This window comes from Bradyrhizobium sp. CCBAU 53338 (assembly GCF_015291665.1).
Taxonomy (GTDB): domain Bacteria; phylum Pseudomonadota; class Alphaproteobacteria; order Rhizobiales; family Xanthobacteraceae; genus Bradyrhizobium.
This window is the reverse complement of sequence record NZ_CP030048.1, coordinates 5,990,258-6,009,628: the sequence shown is the minus strand read 5'-3', so window position 1 is coordinate 6,009,628 and position 19,371 is coordinate 5,990,258. Positions and strand designations below refer to the sequence as shown.

General features: G+C 64.7%; 18 protein-coding genes. 12 read left to right on the top strand and 6 right to left on the bottom strand.

What is annotated here, in order from left to right; translation table 11 throughout:
- Positions 1-154 precede the first annotated feature (154 nt).
- From XH90_RS28120 to XH90_RS28110, 3 genes are all read right to left on the bottom strand, one after another.
- Positions 155-1,369 carry an ABC transporter substrate-binding protein gene (locus XH90_RS28120; protein WP_194477535.1) on the bottom strand — a complete coding sequence of 405 codons (1,215 nt, stop codon included), beginning with the start codon at positions 1,367-1,369 and terminating at the stop codon, positions 155-157.
- Positions 1,370-1,473: 104 nt separating this feature from the next.
- The gene (locus XH90_RS28115; protein ID WP_194477534.1) at positions 1,474-2,367 is read right to left on the bottom strand and encodes a helix-turn-helix transcriptional regulator; all 894 of its coding nucleotides are present in this window, start codon (positions 2,365-2,367) and stop codon (positions 1,474-1,476) included.
- On the bottom strand, positions 2,336-2,734 hold the full coding sequence (locus XH90_RS28110) for a hypothetical protein (protein WP_194477533.1): 399 nt from the start codon (positions 2,732-2,734) through the stop codon (positions 2,336-2,338). Before XH90_RS28110 ends, XH90_RS28115 begins: the two co-directional genes overlap by 32 nt.
- Positions 2,735-2,763: 29 nt before the next feature.
- Here XH90_RS28110 and XH90_RS28105 point away from each other — a divergent pair, with 29 nt between their 5' ends.
- Genes XH90_RS28105 through XH90_RS28090 form a run of 4 tightly spaced genes read left to right on the top strand, consistent with a single transcriptional unit; the run spans position 2,764 to position 7,896 of the window.
- Complete coding sequence (locus XH90_RS28105; protein ID WP_194477532.1) at positions 2,764-3,597, top strand: substrate-binding domain-containing protein; 834 nt, start codon at positions 2,764-2,766, stop codon at positions 3,595-3,597.
- A gap of 54 nt (positions 3,598-3,651) precedes the next feature.
- The gene (locus tag XH90_RS28100) at positions 3,652-4,758 is read left to right on the top strand and encodes a molybdopterin-binding protein (protein WP_194477531.1); all 1,107 of its coding nucleotides are present in this window, start codon (positions 3,652-3,654) and stop codon (positions 4,756-4,758) included.
- Positions 4,759-4,771: 13 nt separating this feature from the next.
- Entirely contained in the window at positions 4,772-6,721 is a 1,950-nt protein-coding gene (locus tag XH90_RS28095) for a molybdopterin biosynthesis protein (protein WP_194477530.1), read from the top strand.
- Positions 6,722-6,768: 47 nt separating this feature from the next.
- Positions 6,769-7,896: an FAD-dependent monooxygenase gene (locus XH90_RS28090; protein ID WP_194477529.1), complete on the top strand. Its 1,128-nt coding sequence runs from the start codon at positions 6,769-6,771 to the stop codon at positions 7,894-7,896.
- On the opposite strand, the gene XH90_RS28085 is transcribed toward XH90_RS28090, so the two are convergent.
- On the bottom strand, positions 7,863-8,108 hold the full coding sequence (locus XH90_RS28085; RefSeq protein ID WP_194477528.1) for a hypothetical protein: 246 nt from the start codon (positions 8,106-8,108) through the stop codon (positions 7,863-7,865). The two genes, XH90_RS28090 and XH90_RS28085, sit on opposite strands and share 34 nt — an antisense overlap.
- A gap of 98 nt (positions 8,109-8,206) precedes the next feature.
- Here XH90_RS28085 and XH90_RS28080 point away from each other — a divergent pair, with 98 nt between their 5' ends.
- Positions 8,207-8,506 carry a hypothetical protein gene (locus tag XH90_RS28080; RefSeq protein ID WP_194477527.1) on the top strand — a complete coding sequence of 100 codons (300 nt, stop codon included), beginning with the start codon at positions 8,207-8,209 and terminating at the stop codon, positions 8,504-8,506.
- A 6-nt stretch (positions 8,507-8,512) separates the two neighbouring features.
- On the opposite strand, the gene mobA is transcribed toward XH90_RS28080, so the two are convergent.
- Together mobA and fdhD are read right to left on the bottom strand one after the other, a co-directional pair.
- Entirely contained in the window at positions 8,513-9,190 is a 678-nt protein-coding gene (gene mobA, locus XH90_RS28075; protein ID WP_194477526.1) for a molybdenum cofactor guanylyltransferase MobA, read from the bottom strand.
- On the bottom strand, positions 9,135-10,025 hold the full coding sequence (gene fdhD / locus XH90_RS28070) for a formate dehydrogenase accessory sulfurtransferase FdhD (RefSeq protein ID WP_194477525.1): 891 nt from the start codon (positions 10,023-10,025) through the stop codon (positions 9,135-9,137). Before fdhD ends, mobA begins: the two co-directional genes overlap by 56 nt.
- 106 nt (positions 10,026-10,131) lie before the next feature.
- Between fdhD and mobB the strand changes: the two genes are divergently transcribed.
- The 7 genes from mobB to fdhF all read left to right on the top strand — a co-directional run bounded on the left by mobB (position 10,132) and on the right by fdhF (position 19,306).
- On the top strand, positions 10,132-10,659 hold the full coding sequence (mobB, locus tag XH90_RS28065; RefSeq protein ID WP_194482840.1) for a molybdopterin-guanine dinucleotide biosynthesis protein B: 528 nt from the start codon (positions 10,132-10,134) through the stop codon (positions 10,657-10,659).
- Positions 10,660-10,668: 9 nt separating this feature from the next.
- Complete coding sequence (glp, locus tag XH90_RS28060) at positions 10,669-11,925, top strand: gephyrin-like molybdotransferase Glp (protein WP_194477524.1); 1,257 nt, start codon at positions 10,669-10,671, stop codon at positions 11,923-11,925.
- Between the two features lie 45 nt (positions 11,926-11,970).
- On the top strand, positions 11,971-12,234 hold the full coding sequence (locus tag XH90_RS28055; RefSeq protein ID WP_194477523.1) for a sulfurtransferase TusA family protein: 264 nt from the start codon (positions 11,971-11,973) through the stop codon (positions 12,232-12,234).
- Positions 12,235-12,551: 317 nt separating this feature from the next.
- Positions 12,552-14,204: an OFA family MFS transporter gene (locus XH90_RS28050; protein ID WP_194477522.1), complete on the top strand. Its 1,653-nt coding sequence runs from the start codon at positions 12,552-12,554 to the stop codon at positions 14,202-14,204.
- Positions 14,205-14,293: 89 nt separating this feature from the next.
- Entirely contained in the window at positions 14,294-14,581 is a 288-nt protein-coding gene (locus XH90_RS28045; protein ID WP_194477521.1) for a hypothetical protein, read from the top strand.
- A gap of 250 nt (positions 14,582-14,831) precedes the next feature.
- Positions 14,832-16,541: an NADH-ubiquinone oxidoreductase-F iron-sulfur binding region domain-containing protein gene (locus XH90_RS28040; RefSeq protein WP_194477520.1), complete on the top strand. Its 1,710-nt coding sequence runs from the start codon at positions 14,832-14,834 to the stop codon at positions 16,539-16,541.
- On the top strand, positions 16,538-19,306 hold the full coding sequence (fdhF, locus tag XH90_RS28035; RefSeq protein ID WP_194477519.1) for a formate dehydrogenase subunit alpha: 2,769 nt from the start codon (positions 16,538-16,540) through the stop codon (positions 19,304-19,306). Before XH90_RS28040 ends, fdhF begins: the two co-directional genes overlap by 4 nt.
- The last annotated feature ends 65 nt before the right edge of the window (positions 19,307-19,371 follow it).

Here is a 19,371-nt window from a genome sequence, read left to right as displayed (position 1 = left end):
TGGGGCATGCTTTCACAAAAACCGCTCGCTGCCTACATCGCCCCGCGTCGATGTTGACGCAGGGGCGGCCCATTCGAAACAGTCCGAGCCGATCGCCTCGCTCGGCTCCTCGAGCTTCGTGCTGACGCGTGAGGACGATCGCTTCAAGCGATCGTCACTTCTTCACCAGCGCACACGCGGGGTCCGGCGGCCCAAACGCCTTGTCGCCGGGGATCTTCGCGAGGATCTTGTAATAATCCCACGGATATTTGCTCTCCTCCGGCGTCTTCACCTGCACCAGCCAGAGGTCGTGCACCATCAGATTGTCGTCGCGAAGCTTGCCGTTGCGGGCGAAGAAATCCTCGACCGGCGTCTCGCGCATCTTCGCGGCGACCTTGAGCGGATCGTCGGTGCCGGTCGCCTTGATGGCGTTGAGATAGTGGATCACGCTGGAATAGACGCCAGCCTGCCACATCGTCGGCATCTTGTTCATCTTGGCGAAATAGCGCTTCGACCATTCGCGGGTCTTGTCGTCCATGTCCCAATAGAACGACGTCGTCAGCAACAGGCCCTGGGCGGCCTGCAGGCCGAGGCCGTGGATGTCGGTGATCAACGCGAGCAGCGCGGCCATCTGCTGGCCGCCCTTGAACACGCCGAACTCCGAGCCGGTCTTGATCTCGTTCATGTTGTTGGGCGGGCCGGCCGCAATGCCGATGATCTTGGCCTTGGAGGCCTGCGCCTGCAGCACGAAGGAGGAGAGGTCGGGCGTTGCCAAGGGCGGCTTCACCGAGCCCAGCACCTTGCCGCCATTGGCGGTGATGACGCTCGAGGCATCGCGCTCGAGCGAATGGCCGAAGGCGTAGTCGTCGGTGATGAAGAACCAGCTGTCGCCGCCGCGCTTGACCACGGCATCGGCCGTGCCGACCGCGAGCGCGCGGGTGTCGAACACCCACTGCATCGCATAGGGCGAGCAGAACTTGCCGTGGAAATCGGCGGTGCCGGTGGAGTGGGTGATGAACAGCTTCTTCTTCTCGTTGGCGATGTTCTGCACCGCAAGGCCCACGGCCGAGACCGGCACGTCGACGATCAGATCGACCTGGTCGACGTCGTACCAGCGTCGCGCGATCGCGGCGCCGATGTCGGCCTTGAGCTGGTGGTCGCCGATCACGATGCTGATCGGCTTGCCGAGCACGGTGCCGCCGAAATCGTCGATCGCCATCTGCGCCGCCGTCACCGAGCCCTGGCCGGTCGGCGCGGAGGCCGGGCCGTTCATGTCGGTGAGCACGCCGATCTTGACGACGTCGTCGGACACCTGCGCCGTTGCGGCACCCGACAGCAGTGCCGCCGTCAAGGCGGCCGCGACCGGCAGTCCAAATTTCATTGGATTCACGCTTGTCCTCCCCTGATCCGGCACGTTGGCCGAAAGTTGCCTGCGCCGGGTACGGCCCGGCTGAATTGGTTTCTTTTGCAACTATTTTGGGGTGGGCGTCAATCTCAGCCGGCGAAGCGGATCTGGCCGGCGGGCGAGGGATCGTAGCCGGTCAGCTCCTCGGCGCGCTGGCGCAGCCGCCGCTCGCCGAGGAACCGGATCAGGGCCTGCATGGCGGGGCGGAAATAACTGCGCTGCCGCATCGCAAGATCGAAATTCTCCCAGACCAGCGGCACGAAATCGAGGCCCGCGGACCGCGCCGCGGCGCGCGTCGCGACGCCGCAATCGGCCTGTCCGGCGCGGACCAGTTCGGCGAGATCGGGCACGGTGAGGGCGGGCGTCTGCACTCGCCGCAAATCCCGCGTCGAGGCGCCCGCGCGCGTCAAGAGCACGTCGAGCAGCATCTGCGCGCCGGTGCCTTGCTGTCGCATCGCCATTCGGGCGCCGAGCGCAAGCACGTCGGCGAGCCCGCGCAGCCGCTTCGGATTGCCCGGCGGCAGCACGAGACCCTGCTCGCGGCGCACGAATGCGACCAGCAGCGCATCGTGCAGGTCCGGTGCGTCCCGCAGCGCCGTCACGCTGGCATCAGCGGCGAGGTTGCCCTCGGCATCGAGGCTGTGGAAGTGCACGGCCACTGCCATTACCTCGTCGCGCTGCAGCCGTTCGAGCCCGCGCGCGCTGCCCTCGGTCATAGAGCCGAGGCCCGAGCCGGATTCGCGCAGGCTCCAATCCAGCAGTTCGTCCTGGCTGCCGCCCACCACCGGCGGCGGCTCCGCCGTCAGCATGCCGGCGGGGCGCGCCATGCCCGACAGCACCCAGAGATCGAGCTCGTGTCGCGGGAAGAGCCATTTTCCGGTCACCTTGGTGCAGGGGATCGCGCCGTTGGTGACGAGTTCGTAGAGCTTGCGTTCGCCGAGACGGAGATAGTCAGCGGCTTCGCTGGTCGTCAGGAATTCCATCCTGCATTCCTATGCAAATTCTTGCTTCTTTTTGACGTTCAACGCAGGTGGAATTCTGCACTTCGAATTTTTGTCCGCGCGGACCATGCCCGATGATCTCGTTGCTTTGCAACATATCCTGACGCGTGTTTTGATTTTGGTTGACGATCTTGCGAGGCGTTGATGGTTGCGGGCCTTGGAGCCTGCACTCGTACGCGTGAGTGCAATCGACGTGCCGGTTGATTGCCAAAACTTCCCGAATGGCGCACTTCGGCTCGACGACCGGCGCATCGCGAACTTGCCCTTCGGTAAGCCTAAACCCAGCTCTATTTCTTGCTGGCCTCGCGACGACCGGATCCGTCACGAGTGCGGCGCAATCGATCATCATGATCGGGTCGTTTTCACTGGGAACCCGTCATGGCCGTTCGCCGACTGACCGTTGCAATTGCGTTGCTCTGCGGCCTTGCCCTGGGCATCGTGGCCTCACCTGCCGAGGAGCGCGCGATTGTCCTGGCGTCGACGACGTCGACGGAGGACTCCGGCCTGCTCGACTATCTGCTGCCGATTGTCCGTGACAAAACAGGCATTGCGGTAACGGTGATCGCACGCCGCAGCGACGAGGTGCTCGACGGCGCGCGCAGAGGCGAGGCCGATGTCGTGTTGATGCACGCCCGGCCGCAGGAGGAGAAATTCGTTGCCGACGGTTTTGCCACCAAGCGCTACGACGTGATGTACAACGATTTCGTCCTGATCGGGCCGAAGAGCGATCCCGCCGGCGTGAAAGGCAAGGACATCGCGACGGCGCTGAAGGCGATCGAGGCCAGGAGCGCGCCCTTCGTGACACGCGGCGATCGTTCCGGCACCCACGCGGCGGAGCTCGCGCTGTGGATCGTCGCCGGCATCGACATCGCCAGTGCCAAGGGCGCCTGGTATCGAGAGAGCGGGCAGGGCATGACGGCTGCCCTCGACGCCGCACGCGCGGCGAAAGCCTATGTGCTGTCCGACCGCGCCGGCTGGATCGCCTTCAGGGATCGCGGCGATCTCGACATTGTCGTCGAAGGCGACAAGCGCCTGCTCAATCAGTACGGTGTCATGCTCGTGAACCCGGAAAAGTTTCCGGACGTCAAGAAGGACCTGGGACAGACTTTCGTTAAATGGCTGGTCTCGCCGGAGGGACAGGCGGCGATCGCCGGCTACAAGGTCGATGGTCAACAAGTGTTCTTTCCGAATGCAGACAAGTCGGCCCGTTGATGGTCGGGGCGCGAGCGGTTGCAAAACCACGCGATGCATGGTCCATCATGAGGCATGACCCAACGCCTGCCGCCCTCGCTGACGCCGCTCGATACCGCGCTCGCTGCGCTGTTGCGCGGCGTTGATCCCGTCATGCCGATCGAATTGCCGTTGGCGGAAGCCGCCGGCTGCATCGCTGCGGGGACGCCGTTGCTGCCGGCGCGGCCGCCGCGCGACATCGCCGCCGTGGATGGCTGGGCGCTCGGCGCCAACGATCTTGTCGGTGCGTCCTCCTATTCGCCACTGCCTCTGACCGAGCTTCCCGTGTGGGTCGACGCCGGCGACGTGCTGCCGGCAGGGTGTGATTGCGTGCTCGATATCGACGCAGTCGAGCTGTCGGGCCCACTCGCCCAGGCGTTGGCGGAGGGCGTTCCGGGGCAGGGCGTCGCGCGCGCCGGTAGCGATATTGCCCAAAACACACCCGCGGCCGCCGCGGGATGTCCCATCGATGCGGTGGCTCTGCTGCTCGCGCGTGTCGCGGGCGCGGACAAGATGAGTGTCAGGCGACCGCGTCTGCGCATCGTCAACGTGCCGGGCGCAACCGCGACGATGCAGATGATCGCAGGCCTCGCGCGCGCGGCGGGATTCGATGTGGCCGCGGATGAGGCCGCTTCGCGCGATGCGACATCGATCGCCGAGGCGCTCGATGTCTCGGCCTGCGATCTCCTGCTCACGATCGGCGGCAGCGGCGTCGGTCGGGCGGATGCTACCGTCACCGCGTTGGCTCAGCGCGGAGCACGGTTCGTCCACGGTCTTGCGCTCCAGCCCGGACGCACCGCAGCCACTGGGCGGCTCGGAAAAGCTCCCGTCCTCGCTTTGCCTGGGTCGCCTGGTCCGGCTCACGCGGTCTGGCTTGCGCTGGTGCTTCCGCTGATGGATCGGTTGTCGGGGCGGCAGCCGCGTCGCACAGCGCCCTTGCCGCTCGCGCGAAAAATCGCGTCCAGCGTCGGCATCGCCGAGGTCGCGCTGCTCGCGGAGGAACATCAGGCGTGGATGCCGCTTGCCGTGGGCGAATGGCCGCTCCAGGCCGTCGCCCGCGCGGATGCATGGCTGCTCATTCCTGCCAATCACGAGGGATTTGCGGTGGGCGAGTCGGTCGATGCTTATCTGATGCGGGAATGATATGGATTCCGGCATGGTGATGATCCCAAAGCCGCCAGACCGCGGCGCGCTCGAGCAAGAGCAGTTTCTCAAGATCCTCTCGCGCGAGGAGGCGCTGGCGCGCTTTGAAGCTGCTCTGTTCCCGCGTCCGATCCCGAACGAGGCGCGCAAGCTTGGCGATGCGCTCGGCGCAGCGTTGGCTGAAGACATCTCCGCGCCGATCGATGTACCGCCGTTCGACCGCTCGAATGTCGACGGCTTTGCCGTGCGATCGGCGGATCTCTCAACCGCTGGCGAAGGCGCGCCCGTGCGGCTGGCGCTGAACGGCGAGACCATTCACTGCGGCACCGCGCCCAAGCGGCAAGTGGCGACAGCAACCGCAACGCCGATAGCGACCGGCGGTCCGCTGCCGCGTGGCGCCGACGCCGTGGTCATGGTCGAACACACCCAGCCGGCCGGCGCAGATGCGATCGATGTCCGTCGCGCGGTCTCGCCGGGACAATTCGTGTCCTACGCCGGCTCCGATATCGCGCGCGGCGAAGCGCTGCTGCGCGCTGGCACGATCATCGGCTCGCGTGAGATCGGCATGCTGGCGGCCTGCGGCATTGCAGAGGTGAAAGTTGCGAGGAGACCGCGTGTCGCTGTCATCTCGACAGGTGACGAATTGGTGCAGCCCGGCGAGGCGCTCCCGCCGGCCGCGATCTATGACACCAATGGCGCGATCGTCGCCGCCGCGATCGACGAGAACGGCGGCGAGGCGATCTTCCTCGGTGCGATTCCCGACGACGAAGCCAAGCTCGAAACCGCCATGCGCTCGGCGCTGGCCGATGCGGACATGCTGGTGCTGTCGGGTGGCACGTCGAAGGGCGCGGGGGACCTGTCCCATCGGATCATCGGTCGGCTCGGCCAACCCGGCATCATCGCCCACGGTGTCGCGCTCAAGCCTGGCAAGCCGCTGTGCCTTGCGGTGTGCGGCGGCAAGCCGGTGGTGATTCTGCCGGGCTTTCCGACCTCGGCGATGTTCACTTTCCACGACATGATCGTGCCGGTGCTGCGCAGAATGGCCGGGCTGCCGCCGCGCTCCGATGCCAAGGTGAGTGCGACGGTGCCGGTGCGCATCGCGTCCGAGCTCGGACGTACCGAATTCGTGATGGTCTCGCTGGTCGAGGGTAAGGACGGGCTGATTGCCTATCCCACCGGCAAGGGGTCCGGCGCGATCACCTCGTTCGCGCAGGCCGACGGCTTTTTGCGGATCGATGCGCTCGCCGACCAGATGCCGGCGGGCACCGAGGCCGAGGTGACGCTGTTCACGCCTCATGTGCGGGTGCCCGATCTCGTGATCGTCGGCAGCCATTGCACCGGCCTCGATCTCGTCACCGCACCGCTCTCGCATGCCGGCCTCACCGTGCGCTCGATCGCGGTCGGTAGCCTCGGCGGACTTGCGGCAGCGAAGCGCGGCGAATGCGATCTCGCGCCGATCCATCTGTTCGACGACAAGAGCGAAACCTACAACACGCCTTATCTCGCCGATGGGCTCGAGCTCCTGCCGGGCTGGCGGCGCATGCAGGGCGTCGTCTTCCGCAAGGGCGACAAGCGCTTCGATGGGCTCGGCGCGAAGGAAGCTGTCGCGGCCGCGCTCGCCGACCCCGCCTGTATCATGGTCAACCGCAACCAGGGCGCCGGCACGCGCATCCTGATCGACCGTCTGCTCGGCGGCGCGCGGCCGGAGGGATACTGGAACCAGCCGCGTTCGCACAACGCCGTTGCTGCGGCGGTCGCGCAGCACCGCGCCGATTGGGGCATGACGATTGCGCCGGTCGCCCATGCAATCGGCCTCGGTTTCATTCCGTTCGCGGAAGAGCATTATGATTTTGCGCTGGTGACGGCGCGTAAGCAGCGGCCGGCTGTGCAGGCCTTTCTCGATGCACTCGGCTCCAACGTAGTGCGGGCGGCGTTGGAGCGGGCGGGTTTTCGGCCAGCGTAGACGACGACTCGGCATTCAAGCCGTGCGACGGACAGGGTGGGGGCGCGATGGCAAGGCCGCTTTCGGTTGCGATCGTTGGTGCCGGCATGGGCGGGCTGGCAACGGCCGCGGCGCTCAGGCGCGTCGGCATCGATGTGATGGTCTACGAACAGGCCTCGCAGTTCGCTCGCATCGGCGCGGGCATCCAGATCGGCTGTAACGCGATGAAGGTGTTGCGCGCGCTCGGACTCGAGCAGCGAATGCGTGAGCAGTCGTTCTATCCACGCTCCTGGAACAACCGCGACTGGAAGAGCGGTGACATCAAGTTCGACATGATCTTTGGCGAGAGCGCGGAGGAGAAGTTCGGTGCGCCCTATCTGCTCGCCCATCGCGGCGATCTCCATGCGGCGCTCGCAAGTGTGGTGCCGGATGAGTTCGTGAGGCTCAATCACAAGCTCGTCGGCCTCGACGAGGCCAGCGATGGCGTCCGGCTCACCTTTGCCGACGGCACCAGCGCCGTTGCCGACGCGGTCGTTGGTGCGGATGGTGTTCATTCAGCCGTGCGCGACATCCTGTTTAACACCGCGCCGGTCAAATTCACCGGCCGGATCGCCTACCGCACCACGTATCCTGCCGCGCTGCTTGGCGAGAAGATCGACGATTGCACAAAGTGGTGGGGCGAGGACCGTCACATCGTCATCTATTACGTCAAGCCCGATCGTAGCGAAGTCTATCTCGTCACCAGCCAGCCTGAGCCCAACTTCCGCATAGAGTCCTGGTCCGCGAAGGGTGACGTGCGCGAATTGCGCGCCTCGTTCGAAGGCTTTCACCCGCAGGTCGGTCAGGTGCTTGCAGCTTGCCCCGACGTGCACAAATGGGCGATCATGGATCGCGACGCGCTGGATTGCTGGGCTGATGGCAAGGTGACGCTGCTCGGCGACGCCTGTCATCCAATGACACCCTATATGGCGCAGGGCGCGGCGATGGCGATCGAGGATGCCGCTGTGCTCTCGCGTTGCCTCGACGGCGTCGACCGCGACGGCGCCGCGGATGCCTTTCGCCGTTTCGAGGCGACGCGCAAGGAACGGACCACGCGGGTGCAGGAAACCTCGCGCGCCAACATCTGGCTGAAACAGCGCACCGATACAAGCTGGGTTTACGGCTACGATGCCTGGTCGGCGCCTTTGGCTGCTTGAGCGGCCGCCTCGCGCGCACGCTCGCGTTCCTCGGCCTCGGCGAGCGCACGCTGTGCAGCGGGCGGTAGCGGCTTCGGGTCCGGGGGGACCTCAACGATCTTGTCGCTGCCCGTCGCCTGTTGGCTCAGCCGCTTCGTCCGATCGATCGTGATCGAGAGATCGAACACGAAATCGACGACTGTGAAGATGGCATTCAGGAAAGGGGCGATCATGGCTGATCCGCGGCGTGTCCCAATCGGTAGTCGCCGCCGACCTTGGCTCGGTTCGATTGGCCCATGAACTTGGACGGCCGCCGCCGCGACCAAGGGACATGACTGCATTAACGTCCCTTAATTACCGCAAAATCGCCGTCCTCGTGGCGACCGCCGGCACGCTGTTCTGGCTCTATACGTTCTATGCAATCGCCCATGTCCCGCAGGGCGACGGCACCGGCTTTCAATGGCTCGCGGTGTTTCCGCTCGGCATGGTCTTTGGGCTGTTCTTCCTGCCGGCCTGGCTGCTGGTCGCAATCAACCGGCTACCGCGGTTCACCACCTTGGTCGGCCTTGCCGGTCTGATCGCCTTCGCGATCATCTGGGCCGAGCTCCTCAGCGAATTTCCCAAATCGTAAAGCGGCTCAGGCCGCGTCATCCAGTGCCGCGAGCCGCTCGGCCTCGGCGATGTCTTCGACCGTGTTGGCATTGAAGAACGGATCGAGCGGCTTGGCCGGCCACGTTACCGTCGCCAGCGGATAGCGCGCGGTCCAGCGGTCGATCTTGCGGAGATCCTCGTCGACGAGCGCGTGACGCAGCTCGTCGCGCAAGGCGACGTGCCACAGGCCGATCACCGGATGGGACTGGTCGCCGGATGCGGCGACTGCGAGCTGGGCGTTCTCTCGCATGCGTGCCTTATGCAGGCGCGCCACGAGATCTCGCGGCAGGAATGGACAGTCGCCGGCGGCGCTGAGCACCCATTCGATCTCGGGCCGGTTCGTCGCGGTCCAGTCGAGCGCGGCCAAAATGCCGGCGAGCGGACCGGGGAAGCCGGGCACGTCATCGGCAATGACCTGCAAGCCGAACGCAGCGAAGCGTGCCGGATCGCCGTTGGCATTGAGGATCAGCCCACTACATTGCGGCGACAGACGCGCGATCACGCGCTCCAGAATGGTGCGGCCGCCGATCGTTCGCATCGGCTTGTCGCCGCCGCCCATCCGGCGGGCGAGGCCGCCCGCGAGCAGGACACCTTGCGTGGCCGGAATGTCAGTCGTCACCACCTTCACCCTTGCGCTTGTGCTTGGCCGATTCCTCCTCAACATAAGCGAGGTTCTGGTCGTAGACGATCCGCTCTTCGCCGGCGAGCGCGATGAAGCGTTTTCCGCGCGTGCGCCCGACCAGGGTCAGGCCCACTTGTCGCGCGAGATCGACGCCCCAGGCGGTGAAGCCGGACCGCGACACCAGGATCGGAATGCCCATCCGCACCGTCTTGATCACCATCTCCGAGGTCAGGCGGCCGGTGGTGTAGAGGATCTTGTCGGAGGCATCGACACCGTGGCGGTACATCCAGCCCGCGATCTTGTCGACGGCGTTGTGGCGGCCAACGTCCTCGGTATAGCAGAGCGGCTCGCCCTCCTTGCACAGCACGCAGCCATGGATCGCGCCGGCCTCGAGATAGAGCGAGGGCATGGTGTTGATGGTCTGGGTCATCTGGTAGAGCCAGGACGTGCGGAGCTCGGCCTTTGGCAGTGCCGCGCTCTCGACCGCCTCCAGCAGGTCGCCGAAGGCGGTGCCCTGCGCGCAGCCCGAGGTCTGCGTCCGCTTCTTCAGCTTGGCTTCGAAATTGGTGTGGTGCTCGGTGCGCACCACCACGACCTGGAGGTCGTCGTCGTATTCGACCTCGGTGACCGCGTCGTTATATTTCAGCATGTTCTGGTTCAGCAGATAGCCGAGCGCCAGATATTCCGGATAATCGCCGATCGTCATCATGGTGACGATCTCCTGCGCATTCAGGTAAAGCGTCAGCGGCCGCTCCATCGGCACCTTGATCTCGACCTTGGCGCCGGTCTGGTCGGTCCCGGTCACGCTCTGGGTCAGCCGTGGGTCGTCGGGATTCGGGATAATCAGGGGCACCGGGGCCTTGTCGATCTTCATCATGGCGGTGAGGTTAGCATGACATTCGGGTCAAGCCGATATAAGCATGCGCAGGACGAAGGAGAAGCGGTTCCGGCCGCGTGATGCGGCCGGCGGAGATCGAGTTGCGATGAAAGTCATCGGCCTTGCAGGCTGGAGCGGGGCGGGCAAGACCACGCTGTTGACGCGGCTGATCCCGCATTTCAACGCGCAGGGCCTGCGCATCTCCGTCATCAAGCATGCGCATCATCAGTTCGACGTCGATGTTCCCGGCAAGGATTCCTGGCGCCATCGTGAGGCCGGTGCGGCCGAGGTGCTGGTGGCCTCGTCGAACCGCTGGGCCCTGATGCATGAATTGCGCGGCGCGGCTGAGCCGCAACTGCCGGAACTCTTGAGCAAGCTGTCCGCGGTCGATCTCGTCGTGGTCGAGGGTTTCAAGCGCGAGCCGCATCGCAAGATCGAGGTGCATCGTGCCGCCAACGACAAGCCCCTGCTGTTTCCTGACGATCCCGGCATTGTCGGAATTGCGACCGATGCTGCGGTTGAAACCCGGCTGCCGACCGTCCATCTCGATGATATCGAGGCTGCGGCGGCCCTGATGCTGCGCGTGGCGATGCCAGTCGAGGAAGCGGTGGCAAAAAGCACGGCGATTTGCTGACGAGGCACGATGGCACAATTGTCGGACGATTGCTTTGCCTTCGGTGGACCGATGATGTCGGTCGACGAGGCAGTTGGCCTGATCACGGCGCGCGTCAGCGCGATTGCCGATCTCGAGGTGGTTGCGCTTGCCGACGCCGACGGACGCGTGCTGGCGCGCGATGTCGCCGCGCCGCTGCCATTGCCGCCCTTCACGAACTCCGCCGTCGACGGTTACGCCGTCGGCAATGCCGATCTTCCGCAGAGAGCGGAACAGGCATTCCCGCTCGATGGCCGCATCCAGGCCGGCGGCCTTGCACAAGCACCGATCAAGCCGGGCCACACCGCGCGCATTTTCACGGGCGCGCCGATGCCGCCGGGTGCCGAGACCGTCTTCATGCAGGAAGATGTCCGCCTCGACGCGTCAGGCAAGGTCGTGCTGCCACCCGGACTGAAGCCCGGCGCCAATGTCCGGCCGGCAGGCGAGGACATTCCCGTTGGACACGTCGCGCTGCGCGCTGGCCAGCGGCTGCGTCCGCAGCATGTCGCGCTTGCCGCTGCGTTTGGCTTGACGCAACTCGACGTCGTCAGGCGCATCCGTGTCGCGGTGTTTTCCACTGGCGACGAACTGGCCTCGCCGGGCGAGCCGCGCGCGGCCTCGCAGCTGTTCGATTCCAACCGTTTCATGCTGATGGCGATGCTGCGTCGCCTCGGTTGCCAAGTCTCCGATCTCGGCATATTGCGCGACGAGCGCGCCGCGCTCGCGAGTGGTCTGAAGCAGGTTGCAGGTCACCACGATCTGATCCTGACCACGGGTGGTGTCTCGACCGGCGAGGAGGACCACGTCAAGGCGGCGGTCGAAAGCGTCGGCTCGCTCGTGCTGTGGCGGATGGCGATCAAGCCGGGCCGGCCGGTGGCGATGGGCATCATTGGCGGCACGCCGCTGATCGGGCTGCCCGGCAATCCCGTCGCAAGCTTTGTCACCTTCGTGCATGTGGTACGGCCGACCGTGCTGGCGCTCGCCGGCAGTTTGCCGGAACCGCTGTTGCCGATCCCGGTGCGCGCCGCGTTCGCCTACAAGAAAAAGCTTGGCCGCCGCGAATATGTGCGCGCGTCCTTGCGACGTGCAGGGGACGGCACGCTCGAAACAATCAAGTTCCCGCGCGAAGGCGCTGGGCTGCTGTCGTCATTGGTGGCGACAGACGGCCTGATTGAACTGGGCGAAGACATCACGCGCGTCGAGCCGGGCGAGAGCGTGGGTTTCCTGTCCTATGCAGGCCTGATCTGAAGCCACTGCGTTGACGCCCTCGCTCCCTCCCGCCATGTTGCGCTCATGACCCGAACGACGCTTGATCTCACCGGCCTGAAGTGCCCGCTGCCAGCCTTGAAAACACGCAAGGCGCTGAAACCATTGCAGCCGGGCGATCAGCTCGAAGTGCACTGCACCGATCCGCTGTCGGTGATTGATATTCCGAACCTAATCCGCGAGACCGGCGACACGGTGGAGATAACCGAGCGCAACGATGCGCGCATCGTGTTCTTGATAGAAAAAGCGAATGGCTCGATAGGCAACGCAAATGCTGCGCTGCGTTCTTGATCGCGTTACCGCGCGGATACCGACCATTTAACTATCGACATCGATCACGGCTTCTGCCCCAATTGACTTTGTCCGTGTGGGCGCGGAGGTTGAGTCTCGTCCGCGATACCCGGATCAACAGGCCATGCACGAAGCCTGCAGATCGATAGGGCATAGAGCCCCGTTAGAGGGGTTAACTTTTCAGACACGCGTGACGATCCTGGCGCGTGTCGGGTGATTGTGCGGAGCAGCAGGGGCAACGGCTGCGCCGTAATGGGCTGAGGAACGGGATCGTAGCGGCAGTCTCGCTCAGAAGGGCGACTGCAGGGGAGGAGTGCATGACGACAATTGAGGGCACTGGGAGCATTTCGGGTGCTGGCGCGGGAATTCTCGATCGCGAACATACAGTAGCGAAGGCCGGCTTCAATCGCTGGCTGGTGCCGCCTGCGGCGCTGTGCATCCATCTCTGCATCGGCATGGCCTATGGCTTTTCGGTGTTCTGGCTGCCGTTGTCGCGCGCGATTGGCCTCACGGCGCCGAAGGCTTGCCCCGATATGTCGCTGTGGCAGGAACTGTTCACGACGACCTGCGACTGGAAGGTCGCGAGCCTTGGCTGGATGTTCACGCTGTTCTTCGTCCTGCTTGGCGTCTCCGCCGCGATCTGGGGCGGCTGGCTCGAACGGGCCGGTCCGCGCAAGGCGGGCTTCGTTGCCGCGCTTTGTTGGGGCGGCGGGCTCCTGGTCGGCGGGCTTGGGGTCTACGTCCATCAACTCTGGATCATGTGGCTCGGGGCCGGCGTCATCGGCGGCGTCGGGCTCGGCCTCGGCTACATCTCGCCGGTGTCGACGCTGATCAAGTGGTTCCCCGATCGCCGCGGCATGGCGACCGGCATGGCCATCATGGGCTTTGGCGGTGGTGCAATGATCGGCGCACCATTTGCCAATCTGCTGATCAACTTTTTCAAGTCGTCGACCGACGTCGGTGTCTGGCAGACCTTCATCGTCATGGGCGTCGTCTATTTCATCTTCATGACGATCGGTGCCTTCGCCTATCGCGTGACGCCGGCTGGCTGGAAGCCTGAGGGCTGGACGCCGCCGAGCGAAAAGAAGTCGATGATCACCGAGCATCACGTCCATCTCGACAACGCGCACAAGACGCCGCAGTTCTGGCTGATCTGGTGGGTGCTGTGCTTGAACGTATCTGCCGGTATCGGCGTGATCGGTATGGCTTCGCCGATGCTTCAGGAAATCTTCGCCGGCAAGCTGATCGGGCATCCCGAGCTCACCTTCAGCCAGCTCTCGGCCGATCAGAAGACCGTCATCGCCGGCATCGCGGCCGGCTTTGCCGGCCTGCTCTCGCTGTTCAACATCGGCGGCCGGTTCTTCTGGGCCTCGTTGTCCGACTACATGGGCCGCAAGAACACCTATTATACGTTCTTCATTCTCGGTATCGCGCTCTACGCGCTGGCGCCGACCTTCGCGGCGATGGGCTCGAAACTGCTGTTCGTGCTCGGCTTCGGCATCATCCTGTCGATGTATGGCGGCGGCTTCGCGACGGTGCCGGCCTATCTCGCCGACATGTTCGGGACGCAGTTCGTCGGCGCCATCCACGGCCGGCTGCTGACGGCATGGTCGACCGCAGGCATTATCGGCCCGGTCGTGGTCAACTACATCCGCGAGTTCCAGCTCGCGGCGGGTGTGCCGCGTGATCAGCTTTACAACACCACCATGTACATTCTCTGCGCGATGCTGATCGCAGGTATCATCTGCAACTACCTGATCAAGCCGGTCGCTTCGAAGTGGTACATGAGCGAGGCTGACGTCGCGAAGGTACAGGCGGCAAACGTTGGCGCGGGGCCGGCCCAGACGGGCTCGTTCGGGATCGGCACCGGCGGCCTCGATGGCAAGGCTGCGTTGTTCTGGCTCTTCGTCGGCGTTCCGCTGATTTGGGGTGTGTACAAGACGCTCCAGAGCGCGTGGCAGATCTTCTGATCGCAAGGCCATATCGTTGTGGGATGCCGACTGTTCGGCATCCCGCGACATCTGTCTTCCAAATCGAAATGGGACCTAGGGGGATTCCTATGCTTCGCACCCGTATCTGCCTTGCCGCCATGATGCTGGCAGCAAGCCTGCACGCCGCGTCTGCCCAAACCGCGACGGCGGCGCCCGCGACGCCCGCACCTGCTGCTACGACCGACGCCAAGCCGCAGGGCAAGATCAAGCTGACCATGCAGAAGCTGAAAGACATGAAGGCGAAGTGGGCCGCCAACAAGCCGAAGCTGAAGGCGTGCCGCGCTGAGGTGAAGGCCAAGGGGCTTATCGGCGACGATCGCTGGTTCTACATCCAGGATTGCATGGACAAGACCTGAAGCGGGTTCCGCGTTGCGCTTGCATGAGGGGGTATGGCAGGGCGACTGCCTGCCCCCTAACGCATTATAGAGTCGTTCTAAATTTCTCTCTTGCCTCTGGCATACCAGAGATTAAGGTCTGTTCGATGAGGCTCGATCCGTCGGACTCGCGAAACGCGATTCCCGGGTGGTCGAGGCTGGAAATGAGGGCGGATCGCGATGGTGGTTCCACCTGAGTTCATCGCGCTTTTGAGGAGAACGCGACGTTTCCATGAGCAGCAACGACGACGTTCACAAGGTCAGGGAATTCGAGCATCCGGGCGAAGGACGCCGGCGCGCCAAGGCCACGCCGAAAGGGCGTCAGGTCGATCCGACCGCCTTGCATGAGATCGAGCAGTTGCTCGGCGATCGCCCGAGGCGGCGCGATCTCCTGATCGAATATCTGCACCTGATCCAGGACGAATATCACCAGATCTCGGCGGCCCATTTGGCGGCGCTCGCCGACGAGATGAAGCTCGCCTTCGCCGAAGTGTTCGAGACCGCAACCTTCTACGCGCATTTCGACGTGGTGAAGGAAGGCGAGCCCGACATCGCGCCGCTGACGATCCGCGTCTGCGATTCGCTGACCTGCGCGATGCTCGGCGGCGAGAAACTGCTCGAGGATCTGCAGAGCGCTTCGGGTCCCGGCATCCGCGTCGTGCGCGCGCCCTGCGTCGGCCGTTGCGACACCGCGCCTGCCGCGGAAGTCGGCCACAACTTCGTCGACCACGCGACCGTTGCCAATGTGTTGGCGGCCGCAAAGGCCGGCGACACTCACGCGCATCTGCCGAAATATGTCGATTATGACGCCTACGTCGCGGGCGGTGGCTACAAGCTGCTGGCTCGCCTACGTTCCGGCGATTTGTCGACCGACGATCTGCTGAAGGGGCTCGATGACGCCTCGTTGCGCGGCCTCGGCGGCGCCGGCTTCCCGACGGGACGCAAATGGCGTGCCGTGCTCGGTGAACCCGGCCCGCGCCTGATGGCGATCAACGGCGACGAAGGCGAGCCCGGCACGTTCAAGGACCGCTATTATCTCGAAACCGATCCGCACCGCTTCATCGAGGGCATGCTGATCGGCGCGCATGTGGTGCAGGCCTCCGACGTCTACATCTATCTGCGCGACGAATATCCGGCCTCGCGCGAGATTCTCGAGCGCGAGATTACGAAGCTCCCGGCGGACGGCCCGACGCTGCACATGCGTCGCGGCGCCGGCGCCTATATTTGCGGCGAAGAGTCCTCGCTGCTCGAAAGCATCGAGGGCAAGCGTGGCCTGCCCCGGCACAAGCCGCCTTATCCGTTCCAGGTCGGCCTGTTCGGCCTGCCGACGCTGATCAACAACATCGAGACGCTGTGGTGGGTGCGCGACATCGTCGAGAAGGGCGCCGACTGGTGGAAGGGCAACGGCCGCCATGAGCGCCATGGCCTGCGCAGCTTCTCGGTCTCCGGCCGCGTGAAAAATCCCGGCATGAAGCTCGCGCCCGCTGGCATCACCGTGCGCGAGTTGATCGACGAATACTGCGGCGGCATGGCCGACGGTCATCAGTTCTACGCTTATCTGCCGGGCGGCGCGTCCGGGGGCATCCTGCCGGCATCGATGGACGACATCCCACTCGATTTCGGCACGCTGGAGAAATACGGCTGTTTCATCGGATCGGCCGCGATCGTGATCCTGTCGCAGAAAGACAGCGTGCGCGCGGCGGCACTCAACCTGATGAAGTTCTTCGAGGACGAGAGCTGCGGTCAGTGCACGCCGTGCCGGGTCGGAACCCAGAAGGCTGCGCAGCTGATGCAGAAGCCGGTCTGGAACCGCGCTCTGCTGGAAGAATTGAGCCAGGCGATGCGCGATGCCTCGATCTGCGGGCTCGGACAGGCGGCATCGAATCCGCTGTCCTCCGTGATCAAATATTTCCCTGACGAGTTCAAGGAAGCGGCCGAATGACGAAGATTACGTTCGAGCTCGACGGCAAGCAGGTCGAGGCCAAGCCCGGCGAGACGATCTACCAGGTCGCAAAACGTCAGGGTCGCGAGATCCCGCATCTGTGCTATTCGCCGGCGCCCGACTATCGCCCCGACGGCAATTGCCGCGCCTGCATGGTCGAGATCGAGGGCGAGCGCGTGCTGGCAGCGTCCTGCAAGCGCACGCCGTCTGTCGGCATGAAGGTCAAGACCGAGAGTGCGCGCGCGGTGTCGGCGCAGAAGATGGTGATGGAACTGCTGGTCGCCGACCAGCCGGCGCGCGAGACCAGCCACGATCCGGATTCGAAATTCTGGCACTGGGCCGAGACGACCGGGGTCACCGAGAGCCGGTTCCCCGCCGCCGAGCGCTGGGCAACCGATGCCAGCCATCCGGCGATGCGCGTCAATCTCGACGCCTGCATCCAGTGTGGCCTCTGCGTGCGCGCCTGCCGCGAGGTCCAGGTCAACGACGTCATCGGCATGGCCTACCGCAACCACGGCGCCAAGATCGTGTTCGACTTCGACGATCCCATGGGCGAATCCACCTGCGTCGCCTGCGGCGAATGCGTGCAGGCCTGCCCGACCGGCGCGCTGATGCCGGCCGTGATGCTCGACGACAAGCAGACCCGCGTGACCTACGCGGACAAGAAGGTGGATTCGCTCTGCCCGTTCTGCGGCGTCGGTTGCCAGGTGACCTACGAGGTCAAGGACGAGAAGGTGATCTATGCCGAGGGCCGCGATGGTCCGGCCAATCACAATCGTCTCTGCGTGAAGGGCCGCTTCGGCTTCGACTACATCCACCACCCGCATCGCCTGACGAAGCCGCTGGTGCGGCTGCCGAATGCGAAGAAGGATGCCAACGATCAGGTCGATCCCGCCAATCCCTTCACCCATTTCCGCGAGGCGAGCTGGGACGAAGCGCTCGACATCGCCGCCAGGGGGCTCGTCAAGATCCGCGACGAGAAGAGCGTGAAGGCGCTGGCCGGCTTCGGCTCGGCCAAGGGTTCGAACGAAGAGGCCTATCTGTTCCAGAAGCTGGTGCGCACCGGCTTCGGCTCGAACAATGTCGACCACTGCACCCGCCTGTGCCACGCCTCGTCGGTGGCGGCGCTGTTCGAGGGCCTGAGCTCGGGAGCGGTGTCGGCGCCGTTCTCCGCCGCGATGGATGCCGAAGTGATCTGGGTGATCGGCGCCAACCCGACCGTGAACCACCCGGTCGCCGCGACCTTCATCAAGAACGCGGTCAAGCAGAACGGCGCCAAGCTGTTCGTGATGGACCCGCGCCGGCAGATGCTGTCGCGTCATGCGACCGAGCATCTCCAGTTCAAGCCCGGCTCCGACGTCGCCATGCTGAACGCGATGATCAATACGATCATCACCGAAGGCCTGACCGACGACCAGTACATTGCCGGCTACACCGAGGGGTTCGAAGACCTCGAGGAGAAGATCAAGGAATTCACGCCCGAGAAGATGGAGGCGATCTGCGGCATCCCGGCGCAGACGCTGCGCGAGGTCGCGCGCACCTATGCGCGGGCGAAATCGTCGATCATCTTCTGGGGCATGGGCATCAGCCAGCACGTCCACGGCACCGACAATGCGCGCTGCCTGATTGCGCTGGCGCTGATCACCGGCCAGGTCGGCCGTCCCGGCACCGGCCTGCATCCGCTGCGCGGCCAGAACAACGTGCAGGGAGCGTCGGATGCCGGCCTGATCCCGATGTTCCTGCCGGACTACCAGCCGGTCGGCCGCGATGATCTGCGCGGCAGTTTCGAAAAGCTCTGGCAGCAGGATCTCGATCCCGTGCGTGGCTTGACCGTGGTCGAGATCATGAACGCGATCCACGCCGGCGAGATCACGGGCATGTATATCGAGGGTGAAAATCCTGCGATGTCCGATCCTGATTTGCAGCACGCGCGCCAGGCGCTCGCGATGCTCGATCATCTTGTGGTGCAGGATCTCTTCGTCACCGAGACCGCGTTCCACGCCGACGTCATCCTGCCGGCCTCGGCTTTTGCCGAGAAGGACGGCTCCTTCACCAACACCGATCGCCGCGTGCAGCTCGCGCGCCAGGTGATCAAGCCGCCGGGCGATGCGCGGCAGGATCTCTGGATCATCCAGGAGATCGGCAAGCGCATGGGCCTGCCATGGAACTATGCCGGCCCGGGCGACGTCTACACCGAGATGGCCGAGCTGATGCCGTCGCTGAAGAACATCAGCTGGGAGCGGCTGGTGCGCGAAGGCGCCGTCACGTATCCGGCCGACGATCCGCTACTGCCGGGCAACGAGATCATCTTCACCACGGGCTTTCCGACCGCGAGCGGCCGCGGCAAGATCGTGCCGGCCAAGGTCATTCCGCCGGACGAGCTGCCCGACGCCGAATATCCGATGGTCTTGTCCACCGGCCGCGTGCTCGAACACTGGCACACCGGGTCGATGACCCGCCGCGCGCAGGTGCTCGACCAGATCGAGCCGGAGGCGGTCGCGTTCATGTCGCCAAAGGACATGCGCAAGAAGAAGCTGGTGCCGGGCGATTTCATCCGGCTCGAGACCCGCCGCGGCGCCGTCGAGGTCAAGGTGCGCTCCGACCGCGACGTGCCGGAGAACATGGTGTTCATGCCGTTCTGCTACGCCGAAGCGGCCGCGAACCTGTTGACCAACCCGGCGCTCGATCCGTTCGGCAAGATTCCGGAATTCAAGTTCTGCGCCGCGCGGGCCGAACGGGCGGAGATGCGGGACGCGGCGGAGTAGCAATCCGCGCAAAACAACCCCATGCACAGTAGAACGGGGGTTGAACGGCTTGAGCAATTTTCGGT

Bases quoted from the DNA above. Each gene is read 5' to 3' on its own strand.
- XH90_RS28115 (WP_194477534.1), bottom strand. From the start codon at position 2,367: ATGGAATTCCTGACGACCAGCGAAGCCGCTGACTATCTCCGTCTCGGC.
- XH90_RS28110 (WP_194477533.1), bottom strand. From the start codon at position 2,734: ATGATGATCGATTGCGCCGCACTCGTGACGGATCCGGTCGTCGCGAGG.
- XH90_RS28105 (WP_194477532.1), top strand. From the start codon at position 2,764: ATGGCCGTTCGCCGACTGACCGTTGCAATTGCGTTGCTCTGCGGCCTT.
- XH90_RS28100 (WP_194477531.1), top strand. From the start codon at position 3,652: ATGACCCAACGCCTGCCGCCCTCGCTGACGCCGCTCGATACCGCGCTC.
- XH90_RS28095 (WP_194477530.1), top strand. From the start codon at position 4,772: ATGGTGATGATCCCAAAGCCGCCAGACCGCGGCGCGCTCGAGCAAGAG.
- XH90_RS28090 (WP_194477529.1), top strand. From the start codon at position 6,769: ATGGCAAGGCCGCTTTCGGTTGCGATCGTTGGTGCCGGCATGGGCGGG.
- XH90_RS28085 (WP_194477528.1), bottom strand. From the start codon at position 8,108: ATGATCGCCCCTTTCCTGAATGCCATCTTCACAGTCGTCGATTTCGTG.
- XH90_RS28080 (WP_194477527.1), top strand. From the start codon at position 8,207: ATGACTGCATTAACGTCCCTTAATTACCGCAAAATCGCCGTCCTCGTG.
- mobA (WP_194477526.1), bottom strand. From the start codon at position 9,190: ATGTTGAGGAGGAATCGGCCAAGCACAAGCGCAAGGGTGAAGGTGGTG.
- fdhD (WP_194477525.1), bottom strand. From the start codon at position 10,025: ATGATGAAGATCGACAAGGCCCCGGTGCCCCTGATTATCCCGAATCCC.
- mobB (WP_194482840.1), top strand. From the start codon at position 10,132: ATGAAAGTCATCGGCCTTGCAGGCTGGAGCGGGGCGGGCAAGACCACG.
- glp (WP_194477524.1), top strand. From the start codon at position 10,669: ATGGCACAATTGTCGGACGATTGCTTTGCCTTCGGTGGACCGATGATG.
- XH90_RS28055 (WP_194477523.1), top strand. From the start codon at position 11,971: ATGACCCGAACGACGCTTGATCTCACCGGCCTGAAGTGCCCGCTGCCA.
- XH90_RS28050 (WP_194477522.1), top strand. From the start codon at position 12,552: ATGACGACAATTGAGGGCACTGGGAGCATTTCGGGTGCTGGCGCGGGA.
- XH90_RS28045 (WP_194477521.1), top strand. From the start codon at position 14,294: ATGCTTCGCACCCGTATCTGCCTTGCCGCCATGATGCTGGCAGCAAGC.
- XH90_RS28040 (WP_194477520.1), top strand. From the start codon at position 14,832: ATGAGCAGCAACGACGACGTTCACAAGGTCAGGGAATTCGAGCATCCG.
- fdhF (WP_194477519.1), top strand. From the start codon at position 16,538: ATGACGAAGATTACGTTCGAGCTCGACGGCAAGCAGGTCGAGGCCAAG.